The 18,099-nt window shown below is 60.6% G+C and carries 14 protein-coding genes; 10 read left to right on the top strand and 4 right to left on the bottom strand.

Annotated elements, in window-relative coordinates; all coding sequences use genetic code 11:
- Positions 1-173: 173 nt before the first annotated feature.
- The 4 genes from HMPREF2765_RS02035 to HMPREF2765_RS02020 all read right to left on the bottom strand — a co-directional run bounded on the left by HMPREF2765_RS02035 (position 174) and on the right by HMPREF2765_RS02020 (position 3,740).
- On the bottom strand, positions 174-1,328 hold the full coding sequence (locus HMPREF2765_RS02035; protein WP_070604160.1) for a VIT1/CCC1 transporter family protein: 1,155 nt from the start codon (positions 1,326-1,328) through the stop codon (positions 174-176).
- 388 nt (positions 1,329-1,716) lie between these two features.
- The gene (gene dps / locus HMPREF2765_RS02030; protein ID WP_044150096.1) at positions 1,717-2,220 is read right to left on the bottom strand and encodes a DNA starvation/stationary phase protection protein Dps; all 504 of its coding nucleotides are present in this window, start codon (positions 2,218-2,220) and stop codon (positions 1,717-1,719) included.
- Positions 2,221-2,375: 155 nt separating this feature from the next.
- A complete protein-coding gene (locus tag HMPREF2765_RS02025; protein WP_070604159.1) occupies positions 2,376-3,038 on the bottom strand; it encodes an HAD family hydrolase in 663 nt (220 codons plus the stop codon).
- Between the two features lie 18 nt (positions 3,039-3,056).
- Positions 3,057-3,740, bottom strand: coding sequence for an NAD(P)-dependent oxidoreductase (locus HMPREF2765_RS02020; protein WP_070604158.1), 684 nt, complete (start codon positions 3,738-3,740; stop codon positions 3,057-3,059).
- A 258-nt stretch (positions 3,741-3,998) separates the two neighbouring features.
- Between HMPREF2765_RS02020 and clpB the strand changes: the two genes are divergently transcribed.
- From clpB to HMPREF2765_RS01970, 10 genes are all read left to right on the top strand, one after another.
- Positions 3,999-6,608, top strand: a complete 2,610-nt coding sequence (gene clpB / locus HMPREF2765_RS02015; protein WP_070604157.1) for an ATP-dependent chaperone ClpB — start codon at positions 3,999-4,001, stop codon at positions 6,606-6,608.
- A 161-nt stretch (positions 6,609-6,769) separates the two neighbouring features.
- Positions 6,770-7,738 (top strand): Sir2 family NAD-dependent protein deacetylase, encoded by a 969-nt coding sequence (locus tag HMPREF2765_RS02010; protein ID WP_070604156.1) that lies wholly within the window; start codon positions 6,770-6,772, stop codon positions 7,736-7,738.
- A gap of 199 nt (positions 7,739-7,937) precedes the next feature.
- Positions 7,938-9,143 carry an excalibur calcium-binding domain-containing protein gene (locus tag HMPREF2765_RS02005; protein WP_070604155.1) on the top strand — a complete coding sequence of 402 codons (1,206 nt, stop codon included), beginning with the start codon at positions 7,938-7,940 and terminating at the stop codon, positions 9,141-9,143.
- A gap of 314 nt (positions 9,144-9,457) precedes the next feature.
- Positions 9,458-10,660, top strand: coding sequence for an excalibur calcium-binding domain-containing protein (locus HMPREF2765_RS02000; RefSeq protein WP_070604154.1), 1,203 nt, complete (start codon positions 9,458-9,460; stop codon positions 10,658-10,660).
- 316 nt (positions 10,661-10,976) lie between these two features.
- A complete protein-coding gene (locus HMPREF2765_RS01995) occupies positions 10,977-11,726 on the top strand; it encodes a DUF4956 domain-containing protein (protein WP_070604153.1) in 750 nt (249 codons plus the stop codon).
- Between the two features lie 119 nt (positions 11,727-11,845).
- The gene (locus HMPREF2765_RS01990) at positions 11,846-12,766 is read left to right on the top strand and encodes a polyphosphate polymerase domain-containing protein (protein WP_070604152.1); all 921 of its coding nucleotides are present in this window, start codon (positions 11,846-11,848) and stop codon (positions 12,764-12,766) included.
- A 246-nt stretch (positions 12,767-13,012) separates the two neighbouring features.
- The gene (locus HMPREF2765_RS01985; RefSeq protein WP_070604151.1) at positions 13,013-14,740 is read left to right on the top strand and encodes a carbohydrate-binding domain-containing protein; all 1,728 of its coding nucleotides are present in this window, start codon (positions 13,013-13,015) and stop codon (positions 14,738-14,740) included.
- A 371-nt stretch (positions 14,741-15,111) separates the two neighbouring features.
- Positions 15,112-15,321 carry a DUF3073 domain-containing protein gene (locus tag HMPREF2765_RS01980; RefSeq protein ID WP_005504588.1) on the top strand — a complete coding sequence of 70 codons (210 nt, stop codon included), beginning with the start codon at positions 15,112-15,114 and terminating at the stop codon, positions 15,319-15,321.
- 344 nt (positions 15,322-15,665) lie between these two features.
- Positions 15,666-16,736, top strand: a complete 1,071-nt coding sequence (locus tag HMPREF2765_RS01975; protein WP_070604150.1) for a phosphodiester glycosidase family protein — start codon at positions 15,666-15,668, stop codon at positions 16,734-16,736.
- Complete coding sequence (locus tag HMPREF2765_RS01970) at positions 16,733-17,929, top strand: bifunctional glycosyltransferase family 2/GtrA family protein (protein WP_070604149.1); 1,197 nt, start codon at positions 16,733-16,735, stop codon at positions 17,927-17,929. The genes HMPREF2765_RS01975 and HMPREF2765_RS01970 overlap by 4 nt, the downstream gene beginning before the upstream one ends.
- Positions 17,930-18,099 lie beyond the last annotated feature (170 nt).

Raw genomic sequence — 18,099 nt, 5'->3', positions numbered from 1 at the left:
GCCCGTAGTAGGGTAACCCCTTGCGCGGGGTCAGAGCGTATAGAAAACCCCCGGCGGATACACTGAATGTATCCACCGGGGGATTTCTGCATCTGTATAGTTCTCAAATGCTTGAAAACGAATTCCAGAGCGGCTATATACACTTGTTGAGAGCTTATTGGGGGGTGTTGTAACTAGCCGACCGTCGTGCCGAACGCCAGACCCAGCAGATAGGTCACGAACGCCGCACCAAAACCAATTAGAATCTGGCGAATACCGCGCTTGAGCGGGGAAGCACCTGAAAGCAGACCCACCACGCCGCCGGTGAAGCCCAGCGCCGCACCCACAAACAGCAGAGATAGCACCATCGCGAACACGCCCGAAAAACCGAAAATATAGGGCAGAATCGGAACCAATGCACCCGAAGCAAAGAACGCGAACGACGCTGCGGCGGCACCAATATCGGTACCCAAAGCCACGTTCTCCTCACGATCCTCACCCTCGCGGTGAGACAGCGACGGATCGCAGTCACAATCCATGTAGCCGAAACGCTCCATCGCACGGTGATGCGCTGCGTCCGGCTCCATACCGCGCGCACGGTAAATCAGCTCCAGCTCGTTCGAGTCCAAATCCAAATCGTGTGCAACACGCAGGGTCACCTGGGTCGGCTGGGATGCATCCAATAGCTCACGCTGAGAGCGCACCGACACGAACTCACCCGCCGCCATCGACAGCGCACCCGCCAGCAGACCCGCAATACCCGAGAGCAGAACCATCGAGCTGGATGCGCCCGAGGCGGTAATGCCCATAGTCAACGCCAGGTTCGACACCAAACCGTCGTTAGCGCCAAAGACTGCCGCACGGAAATTACCCGAAAGCTTCTCCCTGCCACTGGTCGCCAGGGCACGGATAATTTCCTCGTGAATCGCCTCGTCGGCCGCCATTTCCTCGGTGGCGTCCGGATCCTCAGCGTAGGGGGAGCGGGACTCGGCGCGCTGAGCCATCGCCAGAATGAATACCGAACCGAAGTTCTTCGCCAAGAACTGCAGCACCAGAGACTGCATGGACGGGCGCACGTGAACATCCGCGTGTTCGCCGAGCATGTCACGCCAATGCTGCTGGTGACGCTTCTCTGCCTCCGCCACCTGCAGCAGAATTTCGCGGTCGGTACCCTCGGCACGCTTCGCCAGGTAGCGATAGATGCGCGCCTCGGATTCCTCGTCGGCCAGGTAACGGCGCCAACGCTTAATCTGCGCCGGGGTCGGGTCGGTAACTGCCCGGTGGCGTGCCGGCTCGTTCTGGAGCATCTCGGTTTCAGCGCCGTGCTCGTAGGGTGCGTGCGTACTCATAAATCCCTTCCGCGGATGCGGTGCGTGCGGGGTGTCTGGCCCCGCGCGCGCTGATAATGCGTTCAAATCTGTGTTGGCCAGTGAACCACTGTAAAGCACTTGGAATCGGAAATCTAGGACGGCTCCACCGGGTGTTGAAGTTCGCCCCAACGTACTTTTGGGAGCCCCCGCGTCGAGGAATCTTTCCTGGTCGAAGCGCCGGAACGATGCGGTTGGTAGGCTACAGGAAAGAGGGGTAGATAGCGCGACGCGGGTGTGCAAACGGGCGGGCGTCCCCACACAGCGTGTGGGAACGCCCGCCCGAAGGTAAGCATCTATTCCGGCTATGGGCCGGGAGCGCTCAGCTGGCCGGTAGCGGCCGGGATGAATTTAGCGATTATCGCCAGCTTTACTCGGAGATCTCGCCTGCGCTGTTCTCCAGGAACGCGCGGATGAACCACTGGAACTTCTCCAGCTCGGCGGTCTGACCAATCAGCAGGTCCTCGGTGACGGGGTCGGACTCGCCAGCGAACGCAATCGCCTTGCGGTGGGCTTCAATCACGCGGGTGTACACGTCGTTCAGGGCGTGCAGGTGGTCGGCAACGCGTGCGCGGCCGACGGGGTAGTCCTCGACGGTGCGCTGTGCGACCAGTGCGCCAGCCAGGCCGTTGGGGGTTGCGCCCAGGGTTGCCATACGCTCTGCGATGGCGTCGACGAACTCGCGGACGGTGTCGACCTGGGGGTCAATCATTTCGTGAACGGCGATGAAGCCGGGGCCGGTCACGTTCCAGTGAGCGTGCTTCAGCAGCAGGTGCAGGTCGTTCAGGTCGTGCAGACGTGCCTGGAGAACCTCGGAAATGCCCTTGCCTTCTTCGAGGGTCAGGCCGGGTGCGGTGTAGTTTGCGAATGCCATGATGGTCTCCTTCATGTTGCTGTGATGCTTGCGGTTCGGTGGGGGTTGACGCCCCGCCGAATCGTTATTATGAGTAAACCATTTTAGGAGACCACTGTCAAGATTATTTTGAGTAATTCGTAATAAATCGTCACATGATGGGGTGTAGTGGAATCCTACTGGTTCACTAGCGCGCGAACCGCCTCCAGGGTCAGCTCCTCATGCTTGAGGCGCGCGGTGCCCAGCTCTGCCGGAACCTCCAGCTCGCCCGGTACAACAATGACGCGCATACCCGCCGCGGTCGCACTGCGCACGCCCGAAGGGGAATCCTCGAGAGCCACGCACTGAGTCGGGTCAACACCCAGACGTTCCGCCGCCAAAAGATAGGGCTGCGGGTCCGGCTTGGGGTTAGTGGTCTCATCGTTGCCAATAACCACCGAGAACGTGCCCACGGGTGCCGCATTCGCGGTGCGGCGAGCCACGGAGGTGGTCGCATTCGTGACGACTGCCGCCGGAATCTGCGCATCGTGAACCTCCAAGAGGAAACGCTCAATGCCGGGCAGAAATTCGACCGGCTGGTGTGCCAGGGCCTCGCGCACCTTTGCCACCAGTCGATCGTTAATCTCCTCGTCCGGCAGGTTCACGCCGCGCTCACGCAGGCGATCCAGGGTGAACTGCATGGATAGGCCCAGGCAGTCGAGGGTGTCCTGCTCAGTCCAGGTGCCGCCAAATTCTGCGGCGAGAGCAACCTTTGCGGCAGCCCATACGGGTTCAGTATCGACGAGGGTTCCGTCGTGGTCGAAGAGAATGGCGGCGGGGAAGGTGTTCGTAGTCGTCATGTCATTAAGCCTACCGGTTTATTTCTGGGGTGAGCGTAGGGTAACGTCCCCAATCGTCACCAAAAAATCTGTGCCTGCGTTCTGGGGGTTCTTGGCGATAGTGAGTAGCGCATCGGCGACGTCTTCACGGGCAATCGTGGGGATGCCCGGAGTTCGCTCGACGCTCGCCATATCAAATACCTTCACTCCGCCCTTACCGGGCTGATCGGTCAGCCTGCCCGGATGCGCACGCGAAATATACGGCTGATATTCGGCGACCAGGGCGTCCGCCTTAACCTTGTCGGTAAAAATGCCGCGCATGATGACCTTGCACACCAGGCGCATGGGGAGGGACGCGGTCCGTACCGTATTGCCGACACCGTAGGCACTCATCAGAACGCAATGCTTTACGCCTGCGCCCGTGACCGCCTGCATGATGAGCGGCAGGCGCTCCTGTAGGAACGTACCGTGAAGGAACTCTCGCACCGTGGCCTTCTGTCCCAGGGTGCTCACCATGACGTCCTGCCCGGCGGATGCTGCGGCGAGCCGTTCGGCATCGTCCAGGGTACCGGGGGTGATGGTGAGGTTCTGGTGTGCTCCCAGTAGTGTGTGCGCCTTATCGGGGTTGCGCACGTAGGCGGTGACGGTGTGCCCGCCCTCGAGGGCTTTGTGGGTGAAGAGGCGGCCGGTGCGGCCGGTTGCGCCTAGAACCAGTATTTTCATGTGGGGTCCCTAATCTTTAGCTGTTATGGGAACCTGCAAGCGCCCAATCCGGTCAGTATAGCAATGCGGCTTCGACTGGGGCTTTGACAGGGAGTTTTGGCGGGGGCTTTTGTTTGGGGGTCAGGGGGTGTGAGGTGGGGCGAAAAATACGAAAATTTTTTTGCAGGAGGCTTGCGAAACATAGTTGAGTGGAGTAGACTCAAGTTGTGTAATGCAGGGGCGCATAGGATAAGCCCCTCGAAACACGAAAGGAACATCATGGACAACAAGTTCACCACCAAGAGTCAAGAAGTCATCTCGGCGGCAAATACTAATGCTCAAACCGCCGGCAACCCCACTATTGAAACCGCACACATCCTCAAGGCCCTCATGGACCAGCGCGAAGGCGTCGCCGTAGCAGTCCTCAAGGCTGCAGGCCTGGATGTGGACGCTATCTCCGAGGCGGCATCCGCTGAAATCAAGAAGCTGCCGAAGGCATCCGGTGCCTCCGTGCAGAACGCCTCCCTCAGCCGTGCCGCGCTCTCCGCTCTGCAGGCGGCACAGACCCGCGCCCAGGGATTCGGAGATACCTACGTTTCTACCGAAATGATTCTGCTGGGCATTGCCAGCGGAACCGATAGCACCGCTGAAGCAATGCACAAGCTCGGCGCTACCGCAGAGCTCATCGCACAGACCATCCCCAACGTCCGAGGAGACCGCACCGTGGACACCCCCGACCCCGAGGGCACCTTCCAGGCTCTCGAAAAGTACGGCACCGACCTGACCGCCATTGCCCGCGCAGGCAAGCTTGACCCGGTCATCGGCCGCGACTCTGAGATTCGCCGCGTCGTGCAGGTGCTCTCCCGCCGAACCAAGAACAACCCCGTTCTGATTGGTGAGCCCGGCGTCGGTAAGACCGCCGTCGTGGAAGGCCTGGCACAGCGCATGGTTTCCGGCGACGTGCCCGAATCCCTGCGCGGCAAGACCCTCATCAGCCTGGACCTGGGCTCCATGGTTGCAGGCGCAAAGTACCGCGGTGAATTCGAGGAGCGCCTGAAGGCAGTCCTCGAAGAAATCAAGAAGTCCGAGGGCCAGATTGTGACCTTCATCGACGAGATTCACACCGTTGTCGGTGCTGGCGCATCCGAAGGCTCCATGGACGCAGGCAACATGCTCAAGCCCATGCTTGCTCGTGGCGAGTTGCGCCTGATTGGTGCCACCACCCTCGACGAGTACCGCGAGAACATCGAGAAGGACCCCGCCCTGGAGCGCCGCTTCCAGCAGGTGTACGTGGGCGAGCCCAGCGTAGATGACACCATCGGTATTCTGCGTGGCCTGAAGGAACGCTACGAGGCACACCACAAGGTGCAGATCGCTGACTCCGCGCTGGTTGCCGCTGCAACCCTGTCCAACCGTTACATTCCCTCCCGTCAGCTGCCTGACAAGGCAATTGACCTGATTGACGAGGCAGCATCCCGCCTGCGCATGGAAATTGACTCCGCACCGGAGGAAATCGACCAGTTGCGCCGCGCCGTGGACCGCCTCACCATGGAGGAACTGGCACTTGCCGACGAGACCGATCCCGCATCGGTTGAGCGTCTGGAAGCACTGCGCAAGGACATGGCTGACAAGAAGGAACAGCTCGATGCCCTCAACGCCCGTTGGGAAGCCGAGAAGGCTAGCCTGAACCGTGTGGGTGACATCAAGACCCAGATTGACGAGCTGCGTTCCCGCGCAGAGGTTGCACAGCGCGAGGGTAACCTTGCTGAGGCATCCCGCCTGCTCTACGGCGAGATTCCCGCAAAGCAGGCTGAGCTGGAAGAAGCACAGCGCGCCGAGGACACCGCCAAGAACGAGTCCATGGTCTCCGAAGAGGTCACCGCGGACGATATTGCCGAGGTGATTTCCTCCTGGACCGGTATTCCCGCAGGCCGCATGATGCAGGGTGAATCCGAGAAGCTGCTCGAAATGGAGAAGCGCATCGGTGCCCGCCTCATTGGCCAGGAAGCCGCAGTAGTCGCTGTCTCTGACGCTGTGCGCCGCGCCCGCGCCGGCATCTCCGACCCGAACCGCCCGATTGGTTCCTTCCTGTTCCTGGGCCCGACCGGTGTCGGTAAGACCGAGCTGGCTAAGGCACTGGCTGAGTTCCAGTTCGATGACGAGCGTGCCCTGGTACGCATCGACATGAGCGAGTACTCCGAGAAGCACACCGTGTCCCGCCTGGTCGGTGCCCCTCCCGGATACGTTGGCCACGAAGAGGGCGGTCAGCTGACCGAGGCTGTACGCCGTCGCCCCTACTCGGTGGTCCTGCTCGACGAGGTCGAGAAGGCACACCCCGAGGTCTTCGACATCCTGCTGCAGGTACTCGATGACGGCCGCCTGACCGACGGCCAGGGCCGCACCGTGGACTTCCGCAACGTCATCCTGATCCTGACCTCGAACCTCGGTTCACAGTACCTGGTCAACCAGGACCTGCCCTTCGAGGAGCGCTCCGAGAAGGCGCTGGAGGTTGTTCACCAGGCATTCCGCCCCGAGTTCCTCAACCGACTGGACGACATCATCATGTTCCAGCCCCTGTCGGCTGAGAACCTGGGCCAGATCGTGGGTCTGCAGATCAAGAGCATGGCTAAGCGTCTGGAGGACCGCCGCCTGACCCTGAACGTGACTGAGGCAGCCCTCGAGTGGTTGGGTAAGACCGGCTACGACCCGGCATTCGGTGCCCGCCCGCTGCGCCGCCTGGTTCAGCGCGAGATTGGCGACCGCCTGGCTCGCGGCATCCTCTCCGGCGCTATTCACGACGGTGACACCGTGACCGTGGATGTGAACCCGGACGTTGCCAGCGACGGCCTGTCGGTGACCTCCGAGCGTGAGCAGCAGGCTGAGAACTAAGCTCAATCGGCTGGCTGGGCGGACTTAGCCCGTGGCTGAGTTTGCACATTCGAAACCATACGAAATAGGCTGTGGGGTACCCTCGAAAGGGGTGCCCCACAGCCGTTTAACGCACTAGAACCGCGCTGACCGCACTAGTACACAGAGAATTGAGGAGAAGAATGGACCGCTGGACTGACCACCAGAACTTCGCCGCCGCCGGTGAGCAGCGCGAAGAAATCGCCTCCGTGCACCGTGCAGCAATCCGCTCGATTCAGCGCGTTGTCTCTGAGAACGCCACCCCGCACGACGAAGAATACGCCTCCGCGGGTATTGCCGAGCTACTCAAGGCGGGTAAGGTTCTCGTGCTCACCGGCGCGGGAGTAAGCACCGAATCCGGCATCCCCAACTACCGCGGACCCGGCGGTTCCCTGCACGACCACCGCCCCATGACCTACCAGGAATTCCGCTACGATGACGCCGCCCGCCAACGCTACTGGGCGCGCTCCTACGTGGGTTGGCGCCGCATGCGCCGCGCCGAACCGAACCGTGCCCACTATGCGCTCGCCGAGCTGGAGCAGCTGGGTGCCGTGAGCGGCGTGATTACGCAGAACGTGGATGGGCTGCACGCCCGTGCTGGAAGCTCCCGTCTGCTGGCGCTGCACGGCGACCTCTCTCGTATTGTGTGCCTGGACTGCGGGCAGGACGAGAGTCGCGAAAGCCTGGATACACGCCTGGATGCTGCGAACCTCGGCTACCTGGCGCGCCTTGAAGACGAAGAGCTGCGCGTGAACCCTGATGGCGATGTGGAGTTGGACGACCGCTATATCCGCGATTTTCAGATGGTGCCCTGCCTTGGCTGTGGTTCGACCCGCCTCAAGCCGGATGTGGTGTACTTTGGTGAGTCCGTGCCCGCCGAACGTAAGGCACGCAAGGACGCCATGCTCGCTGAATGTTCGGCGCTGCTGGTGGTGGGCTCCTCGGTGGCGGTTATGAGCAGCTACAAGATTGTGTTGGAGGCTCTGCGTGCCGGCAAGCCGGTCGCTGTCATCAATGGCGGCCCCGGTCGTGCGGATGCGAAGGCTACCTACCTGTGGCGCAGCGGCGTGGGTGAGGCGCTGGAACTCATGCTCGACGCCGTTGACGTTTAAGGTTGCCGGAGTCGTTGCAGAGGTCTAGGCTGCGCTGTTTTCCAGTGAATGCTGTTTCTCTAGCGAATTTTGCCGCGCGTGCACTGACCTGTAGATGACCCGCTGTTAACTGCACGAAAGTGCTATTTTGTGTTGCAAGTCATTGCAAATAGCCCCTGGACAGGCGGATATACCCACCGTGCGGGGATAAAATGATGGGATGGACATTCGACACACTATCACTCGCTTCGGTGCCACCGCCCTGATCGGTTGCGGTCTGGCGGTCACCGCAATCCCCGCAACTTTCGCTCAGAACGGTGAAGAGTCCGTCACCTACGTCTACTCCGACAAGGCAACCTCCCACATTTCTGAGGTCTGGTACAAGGGCGAAACCCTGAAGATTACCGGCGAAGGCTTCCTGACCCAGGACGGCACCTCCGGCTCCACCATCGCCATCAAGCTGAACAAGGGCTCCGTCAAGATTGACGGCAAGGACTACCTGGAAGTTCAGGCTGATGAGAAGGGCAACTTCTCCGTTTCCATTCCCTGGCAGGACGACCTGGACGATCGCATCTCCGTGGACGTCTACCTGCTCTCCGGTTCCCTGAAGGACAACGACACCGCTCGCGGCGGCAAGGCAGCCACCGTGAAGATTGAGGCTCGCTCCGTTCAGGAAGCAACCCCCTCCGCTACCGCATCTGCGAGCGCTTCGGCAACCGCTTCCGTGGTGGCTACCCCCTCCGCATCTGTAACCCCCTCGGCTTCCGCGACTGCTTCGGCTACCGCAGCTGATGAGGTTGTTGCCTCCGTGGATGCAAAGATCAAGGACCGCGCCGATGAGAAGGCGTCCGCTACCGCTTCGGTGAGCCCCTCGGCTACCGCATCGGCTTCTGCTTCTGTGGTGGCGACCCCCTCCGCTTCGGCAACTGCTTCTGCGAGCGCATCGGCTTCGGCTTCTGCTTCGGCTGATCAGAATGTAGCCGTTGCGAACGAGGCGAAGGATCAGCTGGGTGATTCCACCTCCGCTACCGAGCAGGTGACCGCTTCGGCTGAGAGCACTCGCTTTGCGAACTGCGCAGAGGTTGCGGCTGCTGGCCTGGCGCCCATGCATAAGAGCCACCCGGACTTCCGCCAGAAGTTTGATAACGACGGTAACGGCCTGGGTTGCGAGGTCATTAACAGCGAGGTGACTGACGGTTCCTCCTCCAACAGCTCCTCGGGTTCTTCGTCCCGCAACTCTGGTGGTCTGGATAACCTGGGCGGCGGCTCCTCCTCTTCGAGCAGCTACACTTCGAGCCGCGCTCAGCGCTCTTCCCTGGCTAACACCGGTGCTTCGAATGCCTTCACTATTGCTGGTATGGGTCTGGTAGCTCTGGGTCTGGGTGTTGCTGGCGTGACCGCTGTGCGCAACCGCAAGAACTCCTAAAACTATTGCCGCCGCCCGGTGCGGTGCGTGAGAGTCCCCTCTCCTGAACGCTTTTGAATGTTCGGCGGAGGGGATTCTTGCGTTTAACGGGGTGGTTTTTGTTGGCGTGTTGTGTCGGTGGGATGGCGCATGTACTTGCTGGTTTCTTCAAGTCTCAATTGAGACTTTAGGGGTGCACGGCGGTGCAAAAGGTCTCTATGGTTCAACCATGCCTTCAATAAACCTTCAAGAAAACCCCGGTTTGTGAGTCAGGTCATGGCAAATTGGCGTCTTGGGAGCCGGTATCCCAAGCTTCGCTCGTTAGAATGGGGGGCATGAACATTCGAAACAACATCGCACGCATCGGTGCCACCGCTCTGATTGGCTGTGGCCTCATTGCTACTTCCGTTCCCGCAACCTTCGCTGTTGAAGGCGCGCCTCAGACTGTCTACACCTACGCAGACTCTGCACAGTTCATTGCCCCCGACACCTGGTATGAGGGTCAGGGCCTGAACATTGGTGGCGAGGGCTTCAAGACCGCTGACGGCACCTCCGGCTCCGTTCTGGCTCTGAAGCTGAACAAGGGCGCCGTTAAGATTAACGGCCAGGACTACCTGGAAATCCACGCTGATAGCGATGGTAACTTCTCCGCCACCATCCCCTGGCAGGAAGAGCTGCACGGCAGCGTTTCCGTTGACATTTACCTGCTGTCCGGCTCCCTGAAGGACGGCGACGTTCCCCGTGGCGGCAAGGCAGCTACCGTGACCATTAAGGTCGCAGAGCAGCCCACCCCCGAGCCCACTCTGGACCCGACTCCGGAACCCACCCAGGATCCGACCCCCGAGCCGTCCAAGGACGCAACTGCTGAGCCGACCACCGAGGCTCCCAAGCCTGCTGACGAGACCTCCGCACCCGCCGTTGAGGAGGCTAAGGAAACCAAGCCCGCTGAGGATCAGAAGCCTGCCGAAGAGCAGAAGTCTGATGAGCAGAAGTCTGAGCAGGGCTCCGACTCCTCCGCAAAGGATGAGAAGACCTACAAGTACCAGAACTGTGCTGACGTGTGGGCAGACCGTGGCGGCCCCATTTACAAGGGTGATCCCGAATTCCGTGAGAAGTTCGACGCTGACGGTGACAATAAGGGCTGTGACGAGGACCCCAACTATGAGAATAAGGCTGACTCTAAGGGCTCTTCTAACGGATCTGGAAAGTCTCGTTACCCGAACTGCGCTGATGTGTGGGCAGACCGTGGCGGCCCCATCTACAAGGGTGATCCCGACTTCCTGGAGAAGTTCGACGCCGACGGTGACGGTATTGGTTGCGAGTTGCGTCCCGACTACCAGAACTCCGACAGCGTTTCGCTGAGCTCCGGCTCCGGTGACAACCTGGGCTCCGGTTCCTCCAATGCATCCTCTAAGAGCTCTTCTTCCCTGGCTAAGACCGGTGCATCCGGTGCGATGACCGCTGCTGGTCTGGGTCTGATTGCTCTGGGTGCTGGTGGCGCGACCATCGTGGCAACCCGCATGCGCAAGAAGGCATAATAACGCCTAGTCGCTAAGTTTTTAGCTGCTTTTATGGGCTCCCTCCATATCGGAGGGAGCCCATTTTTTATGCCTTTTGATACCGCAGAAGATATAGAAAACGTAGTGGAGAGAGGAAAAAAAATAATAGCCTCTAGTGCATTTGACCAGCAGATTTACTAGAGACTTCTAACACTTATCTCTAAGTTAAGGGCAGCACAGGGTAAACACAGGCTTGCACGGGAATCTAGATACTACAAAGAACGCACAGCTTGGAGCTGAAGAACAGACAGCAAAGAGCATCGCGAACATCACGACACGATATCTGGAGCACCCAATGACTATTCTGACCATGGCGATTGCCGATGCCGTAGCCATCGCAGCTCTCTGCACCCTCTACATGGTGCGGCACCGCAACCGCGAACTGATGATTTCCTACGCGGTCATCAACGCCGGCATCTTCACCGTCTCGGTGGCGCTGGTATCCGCCGGATCGAACGCATCCGCTATGGGTATGGGCCTCTTCGGTGTCCTGTCGATTATCCGATTGCGTTCCACCGCCCTGAGCCAGCGCGAGGTGGGTTACTACTTCGTAGCCCTCTCGGTCGGCATGATCGCAGGTGTGAACATTAGCCCGGCGTACATCGCCTTCGGCCTCATGGCTACCCTGGTCGCCCTGATCGCGATTCTCGACTCGCGCAGCACCCCGGTCTCTACCGATCAGACTCAGGCCGTCACCGCCGATCGTGCGATCAGCGACGAGGAAGAGCTCAAGGCATACCTGAGTGCTCGCCTGGGTTACACCGTCACCTCGGCGAAGATCACCGAGCTGGACATGGTGAACAACCTGACCCGCGCCACCGTCACCTACCAACCCAAGGAAACCACCGAGGGCGGCACCCCCGCGGCAGTGGAGACAGCACCGGCTAACGCAGCACCGATTGCGGCTCAGTCTGTAGCCGCTCAGACGGTAGCATCGCAGGCTCCTGCAGCTTACCCGGCAGCACCTCAGGCTCCCACCGCCGAGGCGCACACCACCCTGGACACCCGGATGGTTCCGCTCCAGCGCACCCCGGTGGGCAAGTAAGACCAGCCGGTATAAAAGCCTCCGATTCACTCCAACTGCACAAACATCTCCAATACCCACGACACGCCGCCCCCCAGCGCACAGCACGCGGGGACGGCACCCCAGAAGGACGAAGACCCATGACTAACGCAGTCGCAAACATCATCCCCGCAGAGTGGAAGAGCATCAGCCTCGAAGCCATGAACGAGAAGGCAGCCATGCAGACCCGCGTGGACCGCAAGTACATTGTCGACGCAGAAACTGCCGCCAAGGTACTCTCCACGCTCGATGCAGACGCCTCCGTCATGGAAATCGATGGCCAGCGCGATTTCGCCTACGATTCGGTCTACTTCGACACCCCGCAGATGCAGAGCTACCACTCGGCAGCCTACAGCCGCGACGATACCTTCAAGATTCGTACCCGTAGCTACCTGGACTCGGAGCTGACCTTCCTGGAGGTCAAGACCGACGGTGAGCAGGATATGACCGTCAAGAAGCGTATCCCGTACACCTTCGAGAACCGCGATACGCTCACCGTGGAAGGTCACGAGTACATCACCGCAGCACTCGGCGATATCCTCGCCGGCCCCGTGCACAAGCTCGAGGCGGTCCTGACCACCGGCTACCGCCGTACCACGGTCTTCCTGCCGCAGAGCGAGAAGAACCCGGTCGCCTCCCGTATGACCGTAGATAACGCCCTGACCTGGACCCCCATGTCCGAGAACATCCTCATGGCGGGCGTGAACTACCGCAACTTCCACGGCAACCTGGTCGGCACCACCTACGGCCTGCCGAACGCGGTCATCATCGAAACCAAGTCCGGCGTGGAGCCCTCCGTGGCAGACCAGCACCTCTGGGATGCGGGCATCACCCCCGCGAAGATTTCCAAGTTTGCAACCGGTATGGCGGCGTTGAACCCGCAGCTGGCAAGCAACAAGTGGGAAGAAACCCTGAAGAACTGGATGCACCTGGAACCGGTTGAGGGCACCCGCCTGAACGTGGATGACATGACCGAAGAGGATTACCAGAAGCTGCTGACCGAGCGTTTCGCAGCCGCCTAAAATGGCAACCCGCTTAAAACAGCGACCTGCCTAAAACGGCAATCTGGGATGCGCGGGTAGGGTAGTGCACCTACCTTACCCGCACCCCCAGCCCCTCATCTATACCCCCCCGAACCAAGCACAACATCGGCTGTATTCGCCCCACACAGGCAATAACCGCTCTCACACATATTCACATTTCACATACGTCTTACCCCTGTGGCGCTGGCTCTACGCGAGTGGTCACCCAAACACAAAGGAAAACCCGTGAAAAAGAGCAATATGATTAAGAGCGCAACCTCCATTACCCTCCTGGCAGCCCTGGCGTTGACCGGCTGCTCGGCAACCTCGGCATCGAATGCCAGCGCTTCGAGTGCAATCAGTACCTCCGCTTCGAGCACTTCGGGCACCACGTCGAAGGTGGCAGACTCCTTCTCCACCGACGTGAAGAGCGGCGCGAAGCTCGCCGAGGACACCCACTACTCCGCAAAGGACGTCACCTGGGATTCCTCCAGCGAAGTTACTATCGATCTTTCTAACCCGACCGCGACCGACGGCGTGACCGTCAGCGACGGCGTCATCACCATCACCAAGGCGGGCAACTACAAACTCACCGGCACCTACGAGGGCCAGATCAAGGTTGAGGCAGCTGACAGCGACATGGTCCGCCTGATCCTGAACAACGCGACCATCACCAACTCCACCGGTGCAGCTATCAACGTTGTTGAGGCGGACGAGGTCGTCATCTACACCGCCTCGGGTACCACCAACACCGTCTCTGACGGCTCCTCTTACTCGGATACCGCCAGCGGTAGCCCCGATGCAGCTATCTACTCCAAGAGTGACCTGACCCTTGCCGGCGAGGGCACCCTGAAGGTTGAAGGTAAGTACGAAGAGGGTATCCACACCACGGACGGCCTGGTCATTGCCTCCGGCACCCTGGAAGTGAACGCGGCAAACACCGGCATCAAGGGTAAGGACTACGTCGATATCCTGGACGGCACCATCACCGTGACCGCAACCAAGGACGGTATCAAGGCAACTAACGACACCGACGGCAACCGCGGCTGGGTACGCCTGAGTGGCGGTACCGTGAACATCTCTGCAGGTGATGACGGTTTCAAGGCTGAGCGCGTGCTTGAAATCTCCGGCGGTACCCTGAACATTACCAAGGCGAACGAGGGTATTGAGGCGCAGTACATCAACATTCTGGACGGCACCGTGAACGTGACCAGCTCGGATGACGGTATCAACGCCTCGTACAGCACTACGACTACCACCGACTCGACCAGCACTGAGTTGGCTTCGACCTCCACCACGCAGACCAGCCAGACTGCGCAGAATACCCAGAGCGGCCAGGCTGCACAGGGTAACGCTGCACAGGGCGGTCAGGCACCGCAGGCTGGTCAGGCTCCCTCGGGCGGCCAGGCACCCTCCGGTGCCATGGGTCAGCCCCCGGCTGGCGGTGGCGCAGGCGGCGGCATGGGCGGTGGCGGCGGCACCTTCGAGGTCGTCGACGCAACCATCAACATCACCGGCGGTACTGTCACCGTGAACGCGAACGGCGACGGCATCGATTCCAACGGCACGGCAACCCTCTCGGGCGGCACCCTGGTCGTGAACGGCCCCTTCACCGGTGGTAACACCTCCCTGGACACCAACGGTGACCTGCTGCTCAACGGCACGACCGTGAGCGCGGCGAACTCCGGTGACATGTTCGAGGCGCCCGCAACCTCCTCCACCAGCGGCTACGTGAAGATTAGCAACGTATCGAACCTGAGCGCCGGCACCACCGTACAGGTGACCGACTCCTCCGGTACCGTGGTGGCGAACTACAAGGTGACGAACTCCAGCACCGCGTTGATCCTGGTCTCCAGCTCCAAGATCACCAAGGGCCAGAGCTACACCGTGTACACCACCACCGATAGCGTGGATGCCTCCAGCACCACCCTGGCTTCTAACGCCACCTCGCTCGGTTCTTTCACCGCAAGCTAGCGCCCCTTCACCGCAGGCTAAGCGGTGGGGGAGACCCCTCAAGCCCCGTGCCGGATGTCATGACCGGTACGGTACCCTCTCCGAACCCGGTCTTGTGAGTGAGCCGGTAGGGGAGGCACTCGCCCCGCATTGGATGTAGCGATACGTCCGGTGCGGGGCTCTGTGGTGTCTGGGGTAAAAGTCGCGGTGCAAAATAAAACGGTTGTTCCGGTGCGAAGAAGTGTCATGATACGCAAAATAGGTGCCGTTGAGCGAGACATTCAGGGCTGAAACAGGGTACTCTATAGTGTAGTAAAGACTGTTGAACGATCCGAGAGCGATGCGCCGCGCGTGCTGTTCGCCTTGGACAGGATGAAAGAGGGGGTCACGCCATGGGGCGCGGCCGTCAGAAGGCTAAAGCAACTAGGCAGGCTCGGGAGATGAAGTACTTCAGCCCCGAGACCGACTACAGCGCACTCGAGCGCGAGCTCAGCAGTGCGAAGAAAACGAAGTCCTCCGATTCGTCCCGCCGTCGCTATGACGACGAGGACGACTACTCGGCATACGCAGAAAAGTACGCGTCCTACGAGGATGAGGCATAAAGAATACGCGGAATGATTCGGTGCATATCGACCGAGCGTATTCGACAGATGATGAACCGGCTTGAGACCCCACACGGGGTGCTCAGCCGGTTTTTTCGTGCCCTTTTGGCGGGTGCGTGCAGGCGAGGTCGCGGTCAGTGCTGCGGGGAGTGGGGGAGCGGTGGCTAATGGAAGGAATACCTCGGCACCCACAGCCCAATCACATGTTTATACAAATATATGCATAGCAAGTTCTGATAATACGGCAGGAACACTCATAAAAAAGCTTTGGATGAATAACCATACATAGCTTCTGCACAGCTTAGTCATGCCTGGCACAGAGAATAGGCCGGCATTCTAGAGACATGAACAACGAACAGAACATGACTCAGAACATTGACCAGACCACCCAGACCGCGGCAGAACAAGCTAACGCAGCACAAACCGCCGCAGAGCAGAAGCTAGCCAAGAAGAAGCTCACCCGTCGAATCTTCATCGGCGGCGGCCTCGGCGCACTCGCAGTAGTCGGCGGCGGTGCAGGCTGGGCATACAACCGCTACCTGGCAGAGCACACTGAAATCGAAGACACCACCGCCTACGAGGCGGCAGCAGCTCAGGCAAACGCAAGCGCCTCCGGCTCCGCCACCGCAGATCCCACCGAACTGACCGGCGTGAAGGTCAACGGCCAGAGCCTCACCGCTAACGAAGGCTCAATCACCATCACCTCCAACACCACCGGCAGCGGCTCGGATGCGGTCGTCTCCTTCGTAGCAGACATCAAGCTCGACAACGCAACCCTGCTGCGAAGTGCCTTCGCCAACAACAAGTTCGGCCAGAACATCATCGACATCCCCTCGAACATTGCCTCCGAACACAACGGCATCTGGGCGATTAACGGCGACTACTACGGCTTCCGTACCACCGGCATCGTGATCCGAAACGGCGTCGTCTACCGTGACTCCGGCGCTCGCGAGGGTTTGGCCTTCTACCGCGACGGCTCCGTCAAGCTCTACGACGAAACCGCAACCAACGCCCAGACCCTCGTCAACGAGGGCGTGTGGAACACCCTCTCCTTCGGCCCCGCACTGGTCAAGGACTCCGCAATCGTCGACGGCATCGACAGCGTCGAAGTGGACACCAACTTCGGTAACCACTCCATCCAGGGCTACCAGCCGCGAACCGGTGTGGGCGTGCTCGGCACCAACCACCTGGTCTTCATCGTGGTCGACGGCCGCTCCACCAACTACTCGCGTGGCGTGACCATGCCCGAGTTCGCCCAGATGTTCAAGGACCTCGGCTGCGTGAGCGCCTACAACCTGGACGGTGGTGGCTCCTCCGCCATGGTCTTCAACAACAAGCTGGTCAACCGCCCGCAGGGTGGCACCAAGGAACGCGGCACCAGCGACATCCTCTACATTGCAGGGAGCGCATCGTGATTATCCTGATACCCGCCTATAAGCCGGACCAATCACTGGTCCGCCTTGCCCGGGCCCTGCGCGCACAGGACCCTGCCGTCGAAATCCTCGTGATTGACGACGGATCCGGCAGCGCCTACGCACCCATCTTTACCGAACTGCGCATCGACGGCGTGACCGTGCAGACCCACCCCGCCAACAGGGGCAAGGGTGCGGCACTGCGCACCGGCATCGCCTGGGCGAAAGCAAACCGCCCCGGCGAGGTCATCGTCACCGCCGACGCGGACGGCCAGCACCTACCTCGGGATATCTTCCGTGTGGGTGTGCGCACCGAAACCGCCGCGGCGGCAGGGCAGAGGAGCATCATCCTCGGCGTGCGTACCAAGCCCGACCCGAACGCCGGTGAAGAAGGTACTAGGGTGCCGCTGCGCTCCAAGATTGGCAACAGCGCAACCGTAGGCTTCTTCGCCTTGGCGACCGGAGCCCGCGTGGCAGACACCCAGACCGGTCTGCGCGGCTTTACCCCGCAGATCCTGGACTGGCTACTGCAGATTCCCGGCGATAAGTACGAGTACGAGTTCTCCATGCTGCTGCGCGCAACCCGCGCAGACGTGGACCTGGTACAGGTACCCATCGTGAAGGTCTACGAGCCGGGCAACCCGACCAGCCACTTTAGGCCCCTGCAGGACTCGGCGCTCATCTACGCACCGCTGCTCGCCTTCCTGGCCTCGTCTTTCCTGACCGGCTTCCTCGTGGATGCTATCGCCCTCTTCATCCTGGTGGGCTTGGGTGCTCCGCTCCTGGCAGCCGTAGTCGGTGCACGTATCATCTCGGCGCTGACGAACTTCACCGTCAACCGAATGCTCATGCACGACGGAGGCGCACGCCCCTCGGCATCCTCCTCGCTGGTGCGGTACGCCGTGCTGGCGGTGGGTATCCTCGCAGCCAATGCGGCTCTGATGGAAACCCTGACCGGCCTGGGAGTATCCCTGCTGGTTGCCAAGATCCTGACCGAGCTGATCCTCATTCCGGTCAGCTTCGCGGTCCAGCGCCACTGGGTTTTTCTACCCGCCCAGAGTCAGGAAAAGCCGCGAGAAAAGGCGGTGGCAACCAACGCGCCTTCGGGTCTGCGTGCGGTGAGCAGCTACGAGTCCGCTCGCATGGAGGCAGCCGGTATCCGTACCGGTGTGCGCGCCTCCCAGGTACGTCCCTAGCGCTTTCTACCTAGCGTCCAGCTCGCTAGGGGCGTACCCCAAGATTTCTCCCACCCGTCAGTCGTGAGGGTGGGTGGGAGAAGCAAGCTGCCGCATCAGATGCGGCAGCGTTCTGTTCACGAAAAGCCCCCGCTGAGAAAATGAACTGCCTCCCGTTTCTTGGACAACAA

Origin of the sequence: Rothia sp. HMSC062H08 (assembly GCF_001810775.1) — a bacterium.
Lineage (GTDB): Bacteria > Actinomycetota > Actinomycetes > Actinomycetales > Micrococcaceae > Rothia.
Note: the sequence above shows the minus strand (reverse complement) of the source record. Positions and strands in the feature narration are given on the sequence as shown.

Coding starts and splice junctions, on each gene's coding strand:
- HMPREF2765_RS02035 (WP_070604160.1), bottom strand. CDS start 1,328: ATGAGTACGCACGCACCCTACGAGCACGGCGCTGAAACCGAGATGCTC.
- dps (WP_044150096.1), bottom strand. CDS start 2,220: ATGGCATTCGCAAACTACACCGCACCCGGCCTGACCCTCGAAGAAGGC.
- HMPREF2765_RS02025 (WP_070604159.1), bottom strand. CDS start 3,038: ATGACGACTACGAACACCTTCCCCGCCGCCATTCTCTTCGACCACGAC.
- HMPREF2765_RS02020 (WP_070604158.1), bottom strand. CDS start 3,740: ATGAAAATACTGGTTCTAGGCGCAACCGGCCGCACCGGCCGCCTCTTC.
- clpB (WP_070604157.1), top strand. CDS start 3,999: ATGGACAACAAGTTCACCACCAAGAGTCAAGAAGTCATCTCGGCGGCA.
- HMPREF2765_RS02010 (WP_070604156.1), top strand. CDS start 6,770: ATGGACCGCTGGACTGACCACCAGAACTTCGCCGCCGCCGGTGAGCAG.
- HMPREF2765_RS02005 (WP_070604155.1), top strand. CDS start 7,938: ATGGACATTCGACACACTATCACTCGCTTCGGTGCCACCGCCCTGATC.
- HMPREF2765_RS02000 (WP_070604154.1), top strand. CDS start 9,458: ATGAACATTCGAAACAACATCGCACGCATCGGTGCCACCGCTCTGATT.
- HMPREF2765_RS01995 (WP_070604153.1), top strand. CDS start 10,977: ATGACTATTCTGACCATGGCGATTGCCGATGCCGTAGCCATCGCAGCT.
- HMPREF2765_RS01990 (WP_070604152.1), top strand. CDS start 11,846: ATGACTAACGCAGTCGCAAACATCATCCCCGCAGAGTGGAAGAGCATC.
- HMPREF2765_RS01980 (WP_005504588.1), top strand. CDS start 15,112: ATGGGGCGCGGCCGTCAGAAGGCTAAAGCAACTAGGCAGGCTCGGGAG.
- HMPREF2765_RS01975 (WP_070604150.1), top strand. CDS start 15,666: ATGAACAACGAACAGAACATGACTCAGAACATTGACCAGACCACCCAG.